We start from the raw sequence: 17953 nt of genomic DNA, 5'->3' as shown, positions 1-17953 counted from the left end.
TTTTGCACGATTGTTTGTGTTCCTCCCGATAGAAGAAACACAAAGAGGGTGTGATTAATTGTGGAAGCGATCTAATCGTTTCTTTTGTTTAGCTTAAAAAGTCGGAAGATTATCGGGTCTAGAGAGAATGCCAGTCTTCAATGGCTTTTAGACCTGTTTCGATGCCGACGTCATAACTATAGCGAATCTTTGCTTTATTTTTGGAAAGTCGACTTGCCATGTTTTTTAAATCAGGTGGGCAGATTTCTAGGATTTTTTGTTCCGATGAAGAACGTACGAAATTGACTGCATCATTATAACGTTGGGTTCTTGCTAGTAGACTTTGAGCAAAACCACGTTGTTGTTTAAATAAATATTTAGCCAAAAACTGATCGCCTTTACTGCTGGCTTTATAATAATTTTTAGGGCGTGTTCGTAATACCATCAGTTTGGAAACATGATCTTGTTTGGCTGCCCAATGCACAGGCAATGCATCTGCAACACCACCGTCAAAGTAAGGTTCACCAAAGACCTCAACGGCCTGACGTGTCAGCACAGGAATAGAACTAGATGCTCTTAACCCATCAAGAATATTGTCTCTAGAAGCTCTGATATAGGTTGCTTCACCTGAAATGGCATGGGTCAGCACCATATAAAATTCTGGATGATTGGAAAATAGATGGCTTTGATTTAGTGGATGCTCTTTTTCTACTACATCCCACATCCATTTTAAATCGAGTAAGTCACCGCCTTTGAAAAAGCGACCGTAATGAATGAATTCAGAACGAAGGGAATGATCTAAACAAATTTCCAATGTGCGACCGTGTTGGGCTGCAAGATAGTTGGCAACATTGGTTGAGCCTGAGGAAACACCAATACACAGATCGAAAGGATTAAATTGTTGCTGTAAAAATGCATCTAAGACACCGCTGGTAAATGCACCACGCATTCCACCACCTTCAACGACGAGTGCCTGACGATTTTGTTGAAGCATTGAAAATCTCGAATAACATGATAAATCCCTGTTTAACACGGATTTATCATGTTCGACAATAGCACTTTAGTGCTGATGATGCTCTGATTCAGGGGCAACTGTTGCTGCCGCATTTTTTTTAGCCGCTTCTAATGCTTCTGGAGACATTGCAGGTGCTGTTTTCAATGCATGTTGTTGGCTACTGGTTTGTTTGTGACTTGGCATATAGTCAGGTTCGTTGGTAATCGCTAAGTAAAAAATAACCATAAAAACAAAGCTTAGAATGATCGTGATAATCAGCGCTTTCCACCCCCAAGGTGAAGTTTCTGGGCACAATTTCTCAGACATAAGACAAATTTCCAAAGGACAAAAAATAAGGCAGAATTAGGATAATTTATAGCATATTTTGTGATGTATTAGGCAGAAGTTTTGCAGTGATTTTGTCGAGTAGTAAAAAAGCCCATATCTATCATACTGAGCGATATGGGCTTTAACTTATTAGAAAGAAATCAATTATTGGATGATTTCTTTCTTTTGTGCTTTGTCTTTCAACAATTGTGGTGGATTGAAACGTTCACCATATTGAGCAGCTAATTGTTCAGCACGTTGCAATGATTTTTCAATACCATTCTGATTCAAGAATTGAATCGCGCCGCCAGTCCACGGCGCAAAACCAATTCCAAAAATCGAGCCGACATTGGCATCAATCACAGATTCCAAAACGCCTTCTTCATAACAACGCAAAGTATCAAGTGCTTGAACAAACAAGAAGCGATCAATCATTTCTTGTTCAGAAATGTCATTGTCTTTGCTCCAACGGCTGAGTCCATCCCATAGGTGTTTTTTGCCATTTTCAGGATATTCATAGAAACCCGCACCCGCAGCTTTACCTTTACGGTCTAACTCGTGAACCATGCCGTGTACCACATCATCCACAGGTGTTTTTGGTAGATCTTTGCCTTCGGCTTGCAGTGCTTTACGAGTTTCATTGGTAATGTGTTCAGTCAAAGTGAGTGACACTTCATCCTGAATGGCGAGTGGACCAACGGGCATACCTGCTTTCAGTGCCGCCATTTCAATTTTGGCAGGGTGTACACCTTCAGCCAGTAAGCGCATACCTTCTTGAATAAACGTACCAAACACACGACTGGTAAAGAAGCCACGACTATCATTCACTACAATTGGAATTTTGCCAATTTGTTGAACGAAGTCATAGGCTTTCGCTAAAGTCTCAGCAGATGTGTTTTTGCCTTTGATAATTTCAACCAATTGCATTTTGTCGACTGGGCTAAAGAAGTGTAAGCCAATAAATGCTTTGTCATCTTTGCTAGCTTGCGCTAAACCCGTGATAGGTAATGTCGAGGTATTTGATGCAAAAATACCACCTTCTGCCAAATACTGTTCAGCTTCTTGGGTGACTTTGGCTTTGAGTGCTTGATTCTCAAACACTGCTTCAATAATCAAATCACAGCCTTGTAGGTCTGCTGCATCAGCTGTTGCGGTAATCAATGCTAAAACCTGATCACGTTTTTCCGCAGTCATACGACCTTGTGAAACGCGTTTATCCAACAGTTTTTGCGAATAAGCTTTGCCTTTTTCTGCATTTTCGACTGATACGTCTTTGAGTACGACAGGCGTGCCTTTGATCGCGGTTGAATAGGCAATACCTGCACCCATCATACCTGCACCAAGTACACCGACTTTGCTCGCTTTCCATTTTGCGACATCGGCAGGACGACTTGCGCCTGACTTAATCGCATTTAGACCATGCCAAAATGTACCAATCATATTCTTGGCAACATTTCCGATTGTTAATTGAGCAAAATAGCGAGACTCGATGCGTAAAGCGGTATCAACATCGACTTGTGCCCCTTCAACTGCCGCGGCCATGATGGCTTCAGGCGCAGGGTAGCAGCCTTTGGTTTTATCGCGTAGCATGGCTGGCGCAATCGCAAGTACTTGAGCAACAGCTGGAGTCTTTGGATCACCACCAGGAATTTTGTAGCCTTTCACATCAAAGGGTTGTTGAGACTTTGGATTAGCTTTAACCCAAGCAATAGCCTTATCTAACAGCTCTTGTTCATTCTCAGCCGTGTCATGTATTAAACCGAGAGATTTTGCTTTATCTACACCAAACTGTTTCCCTTCCATGAGGAATGGAAAGGCATTTTGTAAGCCAAGCAGGCGTACCATACGGACAATACCACCACCACCCGGAAGTAAGCCTAAGGTCACTTCAGGTAAACCGAACTTGGTTTTCGGATCATTGATGGCAATACGATAGTGACAGCCTAAAGCAATCTCCCAACCACCACCGAGGGCAGTGCCGTTTAAAGCAGCAACGACAGGCACACCTAACGTTTCAATGCTGCGTAAGTCGCCTTTGAGCTTTTCAATCATGTTGAAAAATTCAGTGGCATGTTCAGGTTGAACCTGAATCAGTTCATCAAGATCGCCGCCAGCAAAGAAGGTTTTCTTGGCGGAGCGGAAAATCACACCTTTGAGATCAGTTTCAGCTTTGAGTTTTTGACTCACTTCATTCAATGAATCACGGAACTCTGCATTCATGGTATTGGCAGATTGACCAGATGAATCAAGGGTAAGAATTACAATATTGTCAGCGTTTTTTTCGTATTTAATAGCGCTCATACATCATCGTCCAATATTTTATGAGCTTAATCGTAAGTGACCTGCATAAGTAAATATAAGCATCGCAGCGTCTTGTTAAGCTCTTATCTAATTTTAGGATAAACCTTCAGTTCGACCTACTTTTGTTTCGTCAAAAGTAGGCAAAACCATTGTCATTCGCAAAACCTGTTCAATTCTTTCATTTATACAATTTATCGCAGAAACAATATATTGTAGATACTATGCAGGTTGCGAATGACGTTTCCGAGTCTCATATTTCAGGGAGGTTTTGAGTGATTTACACCAACTCAATAATGGTAGCGATGCCCATACCACCACCAACACATAAAGTTGCCAGACCCCGTTTTTTGCCTTGGCGCTCTAATTCATCAAGTAAAGTGCCTAAGATCATTGCACCAGTTGCACCCAATGGATGTCCCATTGCGATTGCACCACCATTGACGTTGACTTTCTCAGCAGGAACTTTAAGTTCAGTGATAAAACGCATAACCACTGCGGCAAAAGCTTCATTTACTTCAAACAAGTCAATGTCATCAATGGTTAAACCAGCTTTGGCTAATGCTTTACGTGCAGCAGGTGCAGGACCAGTCAGCATAATGGTTGGATCTGTACCCACCAATGCGGTTGCAAGTACTTTGGCACGAGGTTTTAAACCTTGTTCTTTGACTGCTTTTTCAGAAGCAAGCAATACAACTGCTGCACCATCCACGATACCTGATGAGTTACCTGCGTGATGCACATGGTTAATTTTTTGCGCTTCTGGATATTTCTGTAGTGCAACGGCATCGAAACCCATTTGTCCCATCATTTCAAAGCTGGCATTCAGTTTTGCCAAACCTTCAACGGTGGTGTTGCCTCGAATGAACTCGTCTTTGTCTAAAATCATTACGCCTGAATGATCTTTGATAGGGACTACAGATTTATCAAAATATCCATGGGCTTGTGCCGCTGCCGCTTTTTGTTGTGAAGCTACAGCAAAAGCATCAACGTCTTCACGGCTATAACCATCAAGCGTTGCGATTAGGTCAGCGCCAACACCTTGAGGAACAAAAGATGATTTTAAGTTGGTTTCAGGATCAAGTGCCCAAGGACCACCATCTGAACCCATTGGAATGCGTGACATTGACTCAACGCCACCAGCAACCACAATATCTTCCCAACCTGAACGTACTTTTTGTGCTGCCATATTTACAGCTTCTAAACCAGACGCACAGAAACGGTTGATTTGGACACCTGCAACATCATCATTCCAACCTGCTGCAATCGCTGCGGTTTTGGCAATATCACCGCCTTGGTCAGCAACAGGGGTTACACAACCTAAAACGATATCATCGACTTTTGAGGTGTCGAGTTGATGACGTTGTTGTAATTCATTGAGTAATGTTGTGAGTAAAGTAATAGGTTTGACTTCATGCAGTGAGCCGTCTTTTTTTCCTTTTCCGCGTGGTGTGCGAATGGCATCAATAATATAGGCCTCGCTCATAGCTTTTCCTTGTGTCACCTTAAAATTGTTGTGTATTGAGTGTACTCAATTTAAATGTCAGTGCAATGATGATAAACATTGGCAAATCTGATGTTTTTCGCCAATTTACTTGATTGTCTAGCAAGTGAATTGTTCAGTAAAATAGACAGCCATAATTCAACATAATTATCTTGATGAAATTCATTAATATTATTGGTACAACAGGTTCAGGTAAGTCTACGCTTGCTCGGAAACTGGCACAAAAACGACAATTGCAATATATCGAACTTGATAATTTACTTTGGTTAGACGATTGGCAGGAATCGCCAAATGATGCATTTTTTTGCAAGCTTAAATCGAGCATGGACGCAGCATCAACAGGTTGGGTAATTGATAATCTTTATACGCGTAGTATCGATATGATTTGGTCTGAGGTTGATACCGTCATTTGGCTCGACTATTCATTTTCTATAAATTTATATCGATTAACGAAACGAACTTTGTGGCGTGCTCTGAGTCGGAAACCGCTATGGGAAAATTCTAATAATAAAGAAAGTTGGAAAATGATGTTCTCTAAACAATCAATCTTTCTTTGGATGTTTCAGAAATATCCGCAAAATAAACACAGATATTTAGCCATGATGCAAAATCCCAAATATCAGCATATTCGATTTATTCGTTTAACTTCACCTAAGCAGGCGGCAGTATTTTTACAGCAGATTATGGATATGTCGGAATGACATCTTATTTATCCAAAAAGGATAGAGCAGTGGTTAATCGCAGAAGAATAAATAGCCTGAATATTCTCAGGCTATCTATAAAATTGATTAAGAATGATGTCCATGTAACTGGCGATATAAACCCGGCGTGACACCTGTCCATTTCTTAAAGGCACGGTGGAAAGTACTGGTTTCACTAAAGCCGACCTGTTGAGCAACATCTTCAAGGGTGAGATTCGGTGTCAATAATAAGTGAATCGCAGCATCACGACGTAATGCATCTTTCACACCTTGATAGCTCTTACCTTCGGCTGCTAAACGACGACGCAAGGTTTGTGGAGATAAATACAACATTGACGCAACATCATTGAGTGTCGGCATTTCCTCGCCGATTTGGCTTTTTAGCACATCACGAATACGTGATGTCAGCGAGTTGGTGTTTTTGAATTTTACCAATAACTGAGCTGGCGCAGCTTTCAAGAATTCTTCTAAACTTTTGTCATCTTGACGAATCGGTAAATCAAGATAATCTGCGGCAAAAGTAATTTCGGTACGTGGCGCATCAAATTGCATCACAGGCGCAAAAAACAGCGCATCATATTCGTCGGCATGATTTGGACGTTCATAACCAAAATGAACACGTTCTAAGGGTAAACGACGTTCAATCAACCATGAGGCAAGTCCATGCCAAATCATCAGCATACTTTCAGTGATGAAATGATCTGGGTCTAATGCTTTTGGAATATGTGGAACCAAACGCGCTTCATGTTTATCGCGTTCTAAGCTTACTGACCATTCATCCCCAAACAGTTTGTAGAACTGTGATGAAAGTTCAAGTGCTTGTCCAAGTGTCTTCGAGTGAATTATTAATTGGCACATGATGGCAAATGTACCCAAACGACGTGGTTGAACATCGAAACCAACATGCTCGTCTTGGGTGACCATCCATAACATTTTGACAAAGCGAGTGTATTGCTCTGGGGAGATCCGTGCTTTGGGTTGTCGCAGCAGTTCAGCCTCTATACCGACATGTGAAAGTAATGTTTCAACGTCCATGCCTAGGCGTTTTACACCTGTTAAAGCCGCATTCACGAAGTGGATGCTGATCGTATCACGGCTCATATTGAATCCTTCAGTTTCTTTACTATTCACGATAATTGACCTAAATAACCGTCTAAAATATCAAATTGGGCAATTGACAATAAAAATAATTGCCTAATGCGTACATGTTAAATTGCCGAAACTATCAAGGTAAATGGCTGAACATGACATTGTTTTTGTGTTTATCCACACCTAGTATAAAAGAAAATTTGAACAAATTGAGTAAAAATTATTATGCCATCTGCACTAAAGGGATTGAAAGTCCTCGATTTTTCCACATTATTACCGGGTCCATTTGCCAGTATGTATCTAGCAGACATGGGTGCAGAAGTGATCCATGTTGAATCTCCAACGCGTCCAGATCTTGTGAGGATTATGCCACCCTATGCCAATGGTCAAGCCACTGCACACAGTTATCTCAACCGAAATAAGCAGTCGATTGCACTAGATTTGAAAGATGCGGCAAATATTGAACTGATCAAAAATAAAATTTCTGAGTTTGATATTGTGCTTGAGCAGTTCCGTCCTGATGTAATGCGCCGTCTAGGTCTGGATTATGAAACCTTGGCAGAGATAAATCCACGTTTAATTTATTGTTCGATTACGGGCTATGGTCAAACGGGAGGGTATAGGGATCGAGCGGGGCATGATATTAACTATTTAGCTTTGGCTGGGATTTCGGGTCATAGTGGACGTCAAGACAGTGGACCTCCGCCACTGGGGATTCAAATTGCTGATGTTGCAGGTGGTTCTTTACATGCGGTGATTGGAATCTTAGCCGCAGTTGTAGAGCGCCAACGCAGTGGTATGGGACAATATATTGATATTTCCATGACCGATTGTGTGGCGAGTCTAAACAGTATGGCGGCTTCAGCCAGTCTTGCTGGGAAAACACCACAAGCACCTGAAGCAGGAATGTTAAACGGTGCGAGTTTCTATGACTATTATGAAACCAAAGATGGTCGTTATTTCTCAGTTGGTAGTTTAGAACCCCAATTCATGGCTGGTTTAGCTGCTGCTTTAGAGTTGCCATTACTTTTGGCAAAAGGCACATCATTCGATCCAGACGATCGCAACGCGGTTAAACAAGCGTTGCAGCAAAAGTTTAAAACTCAAGACTTCGCAGTTTGGCAGTCACTATTTCAGGCCTTAGATATTTGCGTAGAACCTGTATTGAGTCTTGATGAGGCATTGGTATCGCCAATTGCTCAACAACGCGGCTGGGTGGTAGATGTTCCAGTGGCTGAAAATGCTGAACAGACAGAGCCTCAATTGGGCTGTCCGATTCAATTTTCACGTTCAAAAATGCAGTACGCTTTTATTGGTCAGGGCTTGGGTGAAGGTAAATGGTAGAAAATATGTGCATTTAATCACTGATTGTTAAAATATTGTACAGATTGTTAACATTTTGAATAAATTGTTATTTAAAAATCGGAGTAACCTTTTATAGACAATAACATAAAAGGTTACGTAAACATGACAATCTCTAAATCTTTGATTGTTTCTTGTTTATCCGTTCTATCATTGAGTCTTTTCACACAATCTACTCAAGCAGCCGCAGCATTTGATCCAAATGGCCAGTGGATGTTTGGTGATTGGAACGGTCAACGCACGGCGTTACAAGAACAGGGTTATCAGTTTTCTGCAGATTACACGGGTGAATTCGCGGGAATTTTAGACTCCAAACAGCATTCTAGTCATGGTAGTGAATATACTGGTCAACTTGCCTTAGGTACACATCTTGATCTAAATAAAATTTTAGGTTGGGAAGATACCGAAGCACAACTCACTTTAACTTATCGTGATGGTCAGTCTTTGTCACAAACTGCAGATGGTTTGCAAGGACACTTAAGTTCTGCACAAGAAGTCTGGGGACGTGGTCAAACTTGGCGCTTAACTGAATTGTGGATCAAAAAGAAATTTTTAGATCAAGCGCTGGATATTAAGGTTGGTCGTTTTGGTGAAGGTGCGGATTTCAACAGTTTTGATTGTGATTTCCAAAACTTAGCGCTATGTGGTTCACAAGTCGGTAACTGGGTTGGCGACCAATGGTATAACTGGCCAGTGAGTCAGTGGGCATTGCGTGTGAAATACAATTTACAGCCTGATCTTTATGCGCAAATTGGGGCATATGAATATAACCCTGAAAACTTACAGCGCGGCAAGGGTTTCAACTTAAGTACTGATGGCTCACATGGCGCGATTATTCCCGCAGAACTTGTTTGGACACCAAAGTTAGGTGCGCTTGCTTTAGCAGGTGAGTACCGTTTTGGCTATTACTACAGTACCGCGGATGCAGAAGAAATTGCGAATCCAACGCGAACCTCACATAAGCAGGGTGGTTGGTTTACTGCGAAACAACAGTTAACCCGTCATGATGGCCAATCTGATCGTGGTCTAACAGGTTTCGTCAATGTCACGGTGCATGATTCTAAAACCAACTCTGTCAAAGACATGCAAAATGTCGGTTTGATTTATAAAGGTTTACTTGATCAACGTCCCCAAGATGAACTTGCTCTGGGTGTTGCGCGTATTCATGCAAATGACAAAAACAATAGTTTATTGAATGAAGAATACAACACTGAATTGTATTACGGCATTCATGCGACTAACTGGCTGACCATTCGACCAAATATTCAATATGTACATCATGTGGGTGCATTGAAGAATGGCGATAAAACTTGGGTTGGCGGTATTAAGTTCCAAACTATTTTCTAATTCTACATTCGAAAAATTTTGCAGATTTGATTCATTGATTGGGTGAGATCTGCAAGGTTTTTCGTTGTGATTTGAACTCGACCATTCACAAGATTGATTGTCTTGTTGATGGACCTCAAAATACAAAAGATGCAAGGTGATCGTATGAATCAATCTGCTTCAAAATCGGGGCTTAGAACATTGACGGTAATTATCATTGCCCTCATTGCGTTGTTCTTGCTGGTTGGCGGTATATGGCTCGCAGCAATTGGCGGGTCTTTTTATTATATTATCGCAGGGGCGCTGCTACTCATTGTAGCGGTGCAACTGTATAAGCGCGCATCAGGACCTTTATGGGTGTATGCAGCTTTGATGTTAGGTAGTGTGATATGGGGTGTCTGGGAAGTTGGTACGGACTTTTGGGCACTGGCACCACGTCTAGATATATTAGGTATATTAGGCTTGTGGCTTTTAGTTCCTGCGGTAACGCGAGGAATTGATAACCTCACCTCAAGTAAAGTCGCGTTATCCTCTACTTTGGCGATTGCTATTGTGGTGATGGTGTATTCGATCTTTAATGATCCACAAGAAATCAATGGTGTGATCGAAACGCCTCAACCTGAACAAGCAAAAGCGATTGAAGGGATTGCGCCTGAAGATTGGCCAGCGTATGGTCGTAGTCAAGGTGGTGAGCGTTATTCTCCACTTGCACAGATTAATGATCAAAATGTCAAAGATTTGAAAGTTGCTTGGACTTTCCGCACAGGTGATTTTAGAACCGAAAATGATTCAGGTGAAACCACCAATCAGGTTACACCGATCAAAATTGGTAATAATCTGTTTATGTGTACGCCACATCAGCATTTAATTGCGATTGATCCTGCTACAGGTCAAGAAAAATGGCGCTTTGATCCAAAATTGAGATCGGATAAAACCTTCCAACACTTAACCTGTCGTGGTGTGATGTACTACGATGCGGATAATACCACCAAGTTTGCAACAAGCTTACAGGCTAAAAAATCAAGCTCGACCGAATGTCCGCGTAAAGTCTTTGTTCCTGTGAATGATGGTCGTTTAGTTGCGGTCAATGCAGATACAGGTAAAGCATGTTCTGACTTTGGTGATAATGGTGAAGTCGATTTACAAGCCTTTATGCCTTTTGCCTATCCGGGTGGATATAACCCGACTTCACCGGGAGTTGTATCAGGTACAACTGTCGTGATCGCAGGCTCTGTGACAGATAATCACTCGAATAAGGAACCGTCTGGTGTCATTCGTGGTTATGATGTAAATACAGGCAAATTGCAGTGGGCATTTGATACGGGTGCCGAAAATCCAAATGCCTTGCCAGGTGAGGGTGGAACTTTTGTTCATAACTCTCCGAATGCATGGGCACCACTTGCCTATGATGCAAAACTCGATATCGTTTATGTACCGACAGGTGTGGGTACGCCTGATATTTGGGGCGGAGATCGTACTGAGTTAAAAGAGCGTTATGCCAACTCAATGTTAGCAATTAACGCAACCACAGGTAAGTTGGTCTGGCATTTCCAAACCACACATCATGATTTGTGGGATATGGATGTACCGTCGCAACCTTCACTTGCTGATATTCAAGATAAATCTGGTCAAACCGTGCCTGCGATTTATGTCTTGACTAAAACAGGGAATGCCTTTGTTTTAGACCGTCGTACTGGTGAAGCGATTGTTCCAATTAATGAGAAACCAGTACCGCAAACGGTGAAATGGGGTCCACAAACCAAGGGTGAGTTCTACTCAAAAACTCAGCCATTCTCTGACTTTAATTTAGCACCGAAAGACAAATTAACAGATAAAGACATGTGGGGTGCCACGATGTTTGACCAGTTAATGTGTCGTGTGAAATTTAAACGTCTGAATTACGAAGGTATTTATACGCCGCCTTCTGAAAACGGCACTCTAGTTTTCCCAGGTAACTTGGGTGTATTTGAGTGGGGCGGTATGTCTGTGAATGCAGATCGTCAGGTTGCAGTCATGAATCCAATTGGCTTGCCATTTGTCAGTCGTTTAATACCAGCAGACCCAAATCGTCAAGCAGTTGCACGTGGTGCAGGTACAGAGCATGGTGTGCAACCAATGTATGGCACACCATATGGTGTTGATATTAGCCCGTTCCTCTCACCATTTGGTTTGCCATGTAAGCAACCAGCTTGGGGCTTTGTCGCTGGTGTCGACCTGAAGACCCATGATGTGGTTTGGAAGAAACGTATCGGTACGATTCGTGATAGTTTGCCAACGTTATTCCAATTACCACCTGTAAAAATTGGTGTACCGGGACTAGGCGGTCCAATGTCGACTGCGGGTAATGTGATGTTCGTTGCAGCGACACAAGATAATTACATTCGCGCATTTAATGTCAGTAATGGTGATAAGTTATGGGAAGCGCGTTTACCTGCGGGTGGACAAGCAACACCAATGACTTATGAAATTAATGGCAAACAATACGTGGTGATTATGGCTGGTGGACATGGTTCATTTGGTACAAAAATGGGTGATTACCTCGTTGCGTACGCATTGCCAGAGAAAAAATAACTTCTTTCAGAAATAATGTAGGAAAGCCCAGATTCATCTGGGCTTTTTTTTGAGTCGTGATATAGGCTTATCAATAAAACAGTTATTAAATATGCAAAAAAAGCATTTTGTTGATGAAGGAAAGCTGGTTATGCTAGTCGCCTTTATCATGAATTTACTAGCCGTACGCCATGTATTTATATACTGATTTCGATCAACAATTGATTAATCAACGTGTTGCTCAGTTCCGTGATCAAACAGAACGCTATTTAGCGGGAAAATTGACTGAAGATGAGTACCGTCCATTACGTTTGCAAAATGGTTTATATGTGCAACGCTATGCGCCAATGCTGCGTATCGCTGTGCCGTATGGCTTAATGAATTCTAAACAGTTACGTAAACTTGCAGAAATTGCGACTGAATATGATCGTGGTTATGCTCACGTATCAACACGTCAAAATATCCAGTTGAACTGGCCTGCATTAGAAAATGTGCCTGATATTCTTGCTGAACTTGCAACTGTGCAAATGCATGCTGTTCAAACCTCTGGTAACTGTATCCGTAATACCACAACTGACCAATTTGCAGGTGTGGTTGCAGGTGAGGTAGCTGATCCACGTCCGACCTGTGAATTAATTCGCCAGTGGAGTACTTTCCATCCTGAGTTTGCCTTTTTACCTCGTAAATTCAAGATCGCTGTTTCTGCTTTAGAAGAAAAAGATCGCGCGGCAACTGCATTCCACGATATTGGTATTTATCTGGTACATAATGAAGCTGGCGAAATGGGTTATAAAATCATGGTTGGTGGTGGTTTAGGTCGTACACCAATTATTGGTAATGTCATTCGTGAATTTTTACCACGTGAAGATTTGATTGCTTATTTAGAGGCAACCTTACGTGTCTACAACTTACATGGTCGACGTGATAACAAATACAAAGCGCGTATTAAAATTTTAGTTAAAGCATTAACGCCTGAAGTATTTGCACAAAAAGTTGAAGCTGAATTTGAACACACCCGTGACGCATTAAAGATTCAACCTGAAATCTTGAAAAAGTTAGATCAAGAATTCACGCCATTTGATTATCAAGATTTAGAAGACCAAGATTTTACTGCATTGTTTGCTGAGTATCCAAAATTCAAACAATGGTTTAACGTCAACACCAATGCTCATAAGGTTAAAGGTTATCGTATCGTGACGATTTCTTTGAAACGGGCAGGTGTTGCACCAGGTGATGTGACTTCTGAAGAAATGAACTTAATCGCAGATTTAGCGGATAAGTATACTTTTGGTGAGTTCCGTACCACACACGAACAGAATATTTCACTGGTCGATGTTCCCCAAAAAGATTTATTCCAATTGTGGCAAACACTTGACCAAAACGATATGGCGCGTGCGCATATTGGTTTTATTACGGACATTATTTGCTGTCCGGGTGGTGATTTTTGTTCATTGGCTAATGCCAAATCGATTCCAATTTCAGAAGCAATCACACGCCGTTTTGAAGACCTAGATACTGTCTATAATTTAGGTGAGTTGGATCTGAATATTTCGGGCTGTATGAATGCCTGTGGTCATCACCATGTCGGTAATATCGGAATCCTCGGTGTCGATAAAAAAGGTGCAGAATTCTATCAAATCACTTTAGGTGGGCATGCGGATCATGATGCATCGATTGGTGATATTTTAGGACCATCATTCGCTGCTGACGTTGTACCTGATGTGATTGAAGAGATTTTGAATACTTATCTTGATCTACGTACAGAAGGTGAGCGTTTTATCGATACCTATCGCCGTGTTGGGATTCAACCATTTAAGGAGCGTGCTTATGCTTAATACAATGCTACAAGTGCTTTCTAAAGATGGCACGATTGCCGACAATACTTATCAAGTCATCACTGAAGATGGTGTGATTCCTCAAGGTGATGTGGTTGTAACAACTGCGCAAATCGATCATTTGGAAAATGTGCAAGGTAAAAAAGCACTTTATTTGACCGTGAATGATTCTCCTGAAACGCATCAATTTCCATTAAATGACTTTGATGCCATTTTCATTGAGTTTGCTGGCTTTAACGATGGTCGTGGTTATTCATTTGCTGCGTTATTGCGTCGTCAAGGTTACCAAGGTGAATTACGTGCGGTGGGCGATATCTTTAAGGATGTTTTAAATTATTTAAAACGCTCTGGATTTGATACCTTTGTGGTGAAAGAGGGTAAAGATATTCATGAAGCAGCAGCTGGGCTTCAAGATTTTACCAATCCTTATCAAGCTTCGACGGCTGTACCACAAGCAAGTTATCAGACTGGTGCATAAGTCGTCTGAAAAATAAAAAAGCTGAACTACGGTTCAGCTTTTTTTATGGATGGGGATTTTCCATATAGCAATTATTGATTTGACTGGGTTGAATAGGGGTTATTCAATATTTAAATGTGGTTTTTTATGCAAGCAAGGGTGACAGCGATTTTAGAGTTTGTTATAAAAAATATAACACTTGAATCAGAATGAAAATGTTTAAATTCCTTAAAAAGATATTTGGGTATCCTGAACCTTATCGAGATACAGCAGAAATATTGGCAGAACGCCAAGCATTGGATGAGCAAATATGCATAGCAAGTATGCCTACACCAAAAATTGTAGAAATTCCATTTATAACAAAGAGTTTAGATGAGTTGCTATGGTCATTGCGATCTTATGATGGTTACACACGACAACGTACATTAGAGCATTTAAAGGATTGCTATGACCAAACATTATTTCCTGCTTTACTCTTTCGTTTAAGTGATTATGTGGAAATCAATCGAAACTTAGCGGCACAACATATTCAGCGTTGGAGTCAACATCCTGAATTTTCTCAACTGTGTCTCAGTTATTTTTTAGAGATTGCAGCAGTACAACAACGGGTGCGCACTGTTCCTGACATTGAAAATTTGTTACTTAATGAAGTCGCAAAAAATCAAGAGTATTTACAGCGCATATTAATTTCTGAACAAGGTCAGTTGCCTAGAGTATTGTTGGCTTATATTAAAAGATATCAATGGATTGAATCACAACAGTTACTTGAGTTATGCAAAAATGCCAAAGATCAACTGGTGCGCAAATTTTGGTTAGCTCATATTATTAAAAATGAATCGGAGCAAACGTTAGTTTTTGAATTAAAACACAGCAAATTTAGAGAGGTGAAATATCATTTATTTGATGTTCTATATCAACGACAAATTCTGAATTCTGAAGATGTGATTGAACTATGGCATAGTCGTTTTTTATCCGTGATGGATTATGCTTATTTTGTACTTAGACAACAGAAATTTGATTTTCAAGAATATTTTAATCAGCATCCAATTGAGTTGCTTAACTCGCAACAGGCAAAAATTCGAGCCTATCAATGGATCTTATTTAAAGGGGATCAAGCCCAATTTTTTAAGATCATTTCAAAAATTGAAACTCAACAAATTACCAATGCTTTGGTTTTATATGCAGTCAAACAGAAGTTTATTCAGTTTGATCAATATCTATCCTATTTACAATCAACTCAACAAAAGTTATTGCCCTATCAGTTTTTTAAAGCAAAAATATATAGTGGAACGCAACCCACTTTAGATGATTTAGTACAATATATTCAATTGCTTAAAGAGAATATATCACTTGAGCAAAGGTTAAGTTTGACCCAAAATTATGATTTATGGGATCAGGTTTACTGGTTTGTGACACAAGAACCATATATACAAAGTGAACGAGAACAGCAGAACTTTGATTATGAAGTCAAATGCCGTTTACAGTTTTTGCACTATGAAACCTATCCGCCAAGATGGACAGTGGGACAGAAAGGTGAGATGAAACAACATCTGCCGCTCTTTGTGCAAAAGTACCCTGAAATTTTTGAAGAAATGGGCGTAAAGAAAGTACTAGAGAAATATTTAAGTTGATCAAAGAAAAATGATGCAATATGGGGCATATTGCATCAAAAGTTTGGGAAGCCTTAAATGGTTGAGTCAAGTTGACAGTTCACCATCCATTTCACGCCAAATTGATCGGTAAAAGCACCATACAGTGCGCCCCAAAAGGTCTGTTCTAGCGGCATTTCAATTTGGCCATTGACAGAAAGTGCATCAAATAAACGTTTAGCTTCATCCATTTCATCAGCATCTAAATTGATGGATATATAGTGATTATTCCCTTGCGTAAATACACTGTTTGGGGCACAAAATTGATCATTTGTATCTGAAGCCATAAGTACCGTGAAGTCATTGATCGGTAAAGAGACATGGAGAATGGAGTTTTTTTCTTCTTCGGTGAACGTCACACCTTCTTCCGGTGGTAAGTCACCATAGCGGCTGATCATTGCAAATTCACCACCAAAAACTGATTTGTAAAAGTTAAATGCTTGTTCGGTTTGTCCTTGAAAATTTAAATAATGATTCAGTTGCATGGGATAGCTCCACTGTTGTTTTTTTATACAATGCATAACATAGCGGGAATTTAACGATTGGTTGATTATTATTTTGTAATTCTGAAAATAAAAGATCCTGCATTAAGCAGGATCTTTTTTATTGAATCGCTTAGAGCTTAGATCAATTCGATCGCTACAGCCGTTGCTTCACCACCACCGATACACAGTGCCGCAACACCTTTCTTACCGCCAGTGCGTTTAAGCGCATAGATCAGTGTCAGCATGATACGCGAACCTGTAGAACCTACAGGGTGACCAAGTGCACATGCACCACCATTGATATTTACTTTTTCTGCGTCGAGTTTGAAATCATCGATTGGGCACATGGTGACCATCGCAAACGCTTCATTGATTTCCCAAAGGTCAACTTCTTGTGCATCCCAACCTGCCTTTTTCAAGACTTTTTCGATTGCTCCAACTGGCGCAATGGTAAATTCAGATGGATGTTGAGAGTTTGAAGCCGTTGCTACAATTTTTGCTAAAGGTTGTAAACCACGCTGAGCGGCAACATCACTTGATGTTAATACTAAAGCAGATGCGCCATCAGAAATTGAGCTGGCATTTGCTGCTGTGATCGTTCCATCTTTTGCAAAAGCAGGCTTTAAACTTGGAATTTTATCAATTTTTGCATTTAATGGTTGTTCATCTTGATCAACCACAACATCACCTTTGCGGCTCGATACGGTGACTGCAACGATTTCGTCTTTGAAATAGCCTTCAGTAATGGCTTTTTGTGCACGCTTCAATGAACGGATGGCAAAGTCATCCATTTGCTCACGTGTATAACTGCGTTTGTTTGCCATATCTTGCGCAAATGAACCCATCAAACGACCAGTTTCAGCGTCTTCTAAACCATCTAAGAACATGTGATCTTTAATTTCACCATGTCCCATGCGATAACCCGCACGCGCTTTCGGTAAAACATACGGTGCATTGGTCATTGATTCCATACCACCTGCAACCACGATTTCCGCACTGCCAGCTTTAATCATATCGGCTGCTTGCATAACCGCTTTCATGCCAGAACCACACAGCTTATTAATGGTTACTGCACCTGTAGAGTCTGGCAGACCCGCTTTACGCATTGCTTGGCGAGCAGGACCTTGTTTTAAGCCTGCAGGTAAAACACAGCCCATGATGACTTCTTCTACATCAGTGGGTTGTAGGCCTGAGCGAGCAATCGCTTCTTTAATTGTGATTGCACCTAATTCAGGTGCAGTTGCGCTTGATAATGCACCTTGGAAGCCGCCCATTGCTGTACGAGCGCCGTTGACAATTACGATGTCAGTCATTATGTGTCTCCAGACTTTATAGTTTGTAGCAAATAATTCGTTTGCAGAGAATGTTCAAAACCTATGCAGTATAGTAAAAAAAAG

14 protein-coding genes are annotated in these 17953 nt (G+C 40.9%); 7 read left to right on the top strand and 7 right to left on the bottom strand.

Going from position 1 to position 17953, the window contains the following annotated elements; all coding sequences use genetic code 11:
- Positions 1–118 precede the first annotated feature (118 nt).
- The 4 genes from EAH57_RS02580 to EAH57_RS02565 form a co-directional block, all read right to left on the bottom strand.
- Positions 119–973 carry a patatin-like phospholipase family protein gene (locus EAH57_RS02580; RefSeq protein ID WP_121928703.1) on the bottom strand — a complete coding sequence of 285 codons (855 nt, stop codon included), beginning with the start codon at positions 971–973 and terminating at the stop codon, positions 119–121.
- A 66-nt stretch (positions 974–1039) separates the two neighbouring features.
- Positions 1040–1300: a hypothetical protein gene (locus EAH57_RS02575; RefSeq protein ID WP_004669488.1), complete on the bottom strand. Its 261-nt coding sequence runs from the start codon at positions 1298–1300 to the stop codon at positions 1040–1042.
- A 165-nt stretch (positions 1301–1465) separates the two neighbouring features.
- On the bottom strand, positions 1466–3601 hold the full coding sequence (locus EAH57_RS02570; protein ID WP_121928702.1) for a 3-hydroxyacyl-CoA dehydrogenase NAD-binding domain-containing protein: 2136 nt from the start codon (positions 3599–3601) through the stop codon (positions 1466–1468).
- Between the two features lie 277 nt (positions 3602–3878).
- Entirely contained in the window at positions 3879–5084 is a 1206-nt protein-coding gene (locus EAH57_RS02565; protein ID WP_121928701.1) for an acetyl-CoA C-acetyltransferase, read from the bottom strand.
- Between the two features lie 173 nt (positions 5085–5257).
- Here EAH57_RS02565 and EAH57_RS02560 point away from each other — a divergent pair, with 173 nt between their 5' ends.
- Entirely contained in the window at positions 5258–5803 is a 546-nt protein-coding gene (locus EAH57_RS02560; RefSeq protein ID WP_121928700.1) for a shikimate kinase, read from the top strand.
- Positions 5804–5890: 87 nt separating this feature from the next.
- Here EAH57_RS02560 and EAH57_RS02555 read toward each other — a convergent pair whose 3' ends face one another.
- Positions 5891–6904 (bottom strand): AraC family transcriptional regulator, encoded by a 1014-nt coding sequence (locus EAH57_RS02555; RefSeq protein WP_004669483.1) that lies wholly within the window; start codon positions 6902–6904, stop codon positions 5891–5893.
- A gap of 213 nt (positions 6905–7117) precedes the next feature.
- Here EAH57_RS02555 and EAH57_RS02550 point away from each other — a divergent pair, with 213 nt between their 5' ends.
- From EAH57_RS02550 to EAH57_RS02525, 6 genes are all read left to right on the top strand, one after another.
- Complete coding sequence (locus tag EAH57_RS02550) at positions 7118–8236, top strand: CaiB/BaiF CoA transferase family protein (protein ID WP_121928699.1); 1119 nt, start codon at positions 7118–7120, stop codon at positions 8234–8236.
- Positions 8237–8380: 144 nt separating this feature from the next.
- Positions 8381–9601, top strand: coding sequence for a carbohydrate porin (locus EAH57_RS02545; RefSeq protein ID WP_171407362.1), 1221 nt, complete (start codon positions 8381–8383; stop codon positions 9599–9601).
- Between the two features lie 144 nt (positions 9602–9745).
- Positions 9746–12151 carry a glucose/quinate/shikimate family membrane-bound PQQ-dependent dehydrogenase gene (locus tag EAH57_RS02540; protein WP_121928771.1) on the top strand — a complete coding sequence of 802 codons (2406 nt, stop codon included), beginning with the start codon at positions 9746–9748 and terminating at the stop codon, positions 12149–12151.
- Between the two features lie 170 nt (positions 12152–12321).
- Complete coding sequence (locus EAH57_RS02535; protein WP_121928697.1) at positions 12322–13965, top strand: nitrite/sulfite reductase; 1644 nt, start codon at positions 12322–12324, stop codon at positions 13963–13965.
- Positions 13958–14443, top strand: coding sequence for a DUF934 domain-containing protein (locus EAH57_RS02530; protein ID WP_121928696.1), 486 nt, complete (start codon positions 13958–13960; stop codon positions 14441–14443). The genes EAH57_RS02535 and EAH57_RS02530 overlap by 8 nt, the downstream gene beginning before the upstream one ends.
- A 188-nt stretch (positions 14444–14631) precedes the next feature.
- Positions 14632–16053, top strand: a complete 1422-nt coding sequence (locus tag EAH57_RS02525) for a hypothetical protein (RefSeq protein WP_228200029.1) — start codon at positions 14632–14634, stop codon at positions 16051–16053.
- Between the two features lie 53 nt (positions 16054–16106).
- Here EAH57_RS02525 and EAH57_RS02520 read toward each other — a convergent pair whose 3' ends face one another.
- Together EAH57_RS02520 and EAH57_RS02515 are read right to left on the bottom strand one after the other, a co-directional pair.
- Positions 16107–16556 carry a VOC family protein gene (locus EAH57_RS02520; RefSeq protein ID WP_121928695.1) on the bottom strand — a complete coding sequence of 150 codons (450 nt, stop codon included), beginning with the start codon at positions 16554–16556 and terminating at the stop codon, positions 16107–16109.
- A gap of 137 nt (positions 16557–16693) precedes the next feature.
- Positions 16694–17869, bottom strand: coding sequence for a thiolase family protein (locus tag EAH57_RS02515; RefSeq protein ID WP_121928694.1), 1176 nt, complete (start codon positions 17867–17869; stop codon positions 16694–16696).
- Between the last annotated feature and the right edge of the window lie 84 nt (positions 17870–17953).

Source organism: Acinetobacter sp. 2JN-4, from assembly GCF_003687745.1.
Taxonomy (GTDB): Bacteria; Pseudomonadota; Gammaproteobacteria; order Pseudomonadales; family Moraxellaceae; genus Acinetobacter; species Acinetobacter halotolerans.
Note: the sequence above shows the minus strand (reverse complement) of the source record. Positions and strands in the feature narration are given on the sequence as shown.

Coding starts and splice junctions, on each gene's coding strand:
- EAH57_RS02540 (WP_121928771.1), top strand. CDS start 9,746: ATGAATCAATCTGCTTCAAAATCGGGGCTTAGAACATTGACGGTAATT.
- EAH57_RS02520 (WP_121928695.1), bottom strand. CDS start 16,556: ATGCAACTGAATCATTATTTAAATTTTCAAGGACAAACCGAACAAGCA.
- EAH57_RS02580 (WP_121928703.1), bottom strand. CDS start 973: ATGCTTCAACAAAATCGTCAGGCACTCGTCGTTGAAGGTGGTGGAATG.
- EAH57_RS02555 (WP_004669483.1), bottom strand. CDS start 6,904: ATGAGCCGTGATACGATCAGCATCCACTTCGTGAATGCGGCTTTAACA.
- EAH57_RS02550 (WP_121928699.1), top strand. CDS start 7,118: ATGCCATCTGCACTAAAGGGATTGAAAGTCCTCGATTTTTCCACATTA.
- EAH57_RS02530 (WP_121928696.1), top strand. CDS start 13,958: ATGCTTAATACAATGCTACAAGTGCTTTCTAAAGATGGCACGATTGCC.
- EAH57_RS02525 (WP_228200029.1), top strand. CDS start 14,632: ATGAAAATGTTTAAATTCCTTAAAAAGATATTTGGGTATCCTGAACCT.
- EAH57_RS02570 (WP_121928702.1), bottom strand. CDS start 3,601: ATGAGCGCTATTAAATACGAAAAAAACGCTGACAATATTGTAATTCTT.
- EAH57_RS02515 (WP_121928694.1), bottom strand. CDS start 17,869: ATGACTGACATCGTAATTGTCAACGGCGCTCGTACAGCAATGGGCGGC.
- EAH57_RS02535 (WP_121928697.1), top strand. CDS start 12,322: ATGTATTTATATACTGATTTCGATCAACAATTGATTAATCAACGTGTT.
- EAH57_RS02560 (WP_121928700.1), top strand. CDS start 5,258: ATGAAATTCATTAATATTATTGGTACAACAGGTTCAGGTAAGTCTACG.
- EAH57_RS02575 (WP_004669488.1), bottom strand. CDS start 1,300: ATGTCTGAGAAATTGTGCCCAGAAACTTCACCTTGGGGGTGGAAAGCG.
- EAH57_RS02565 (WP_121928701.1), bottom strand. CDS start 5,084: ATGAGCGAGGCCTATATTATTGATGCCATTCGCACACCACGCGGAAAA.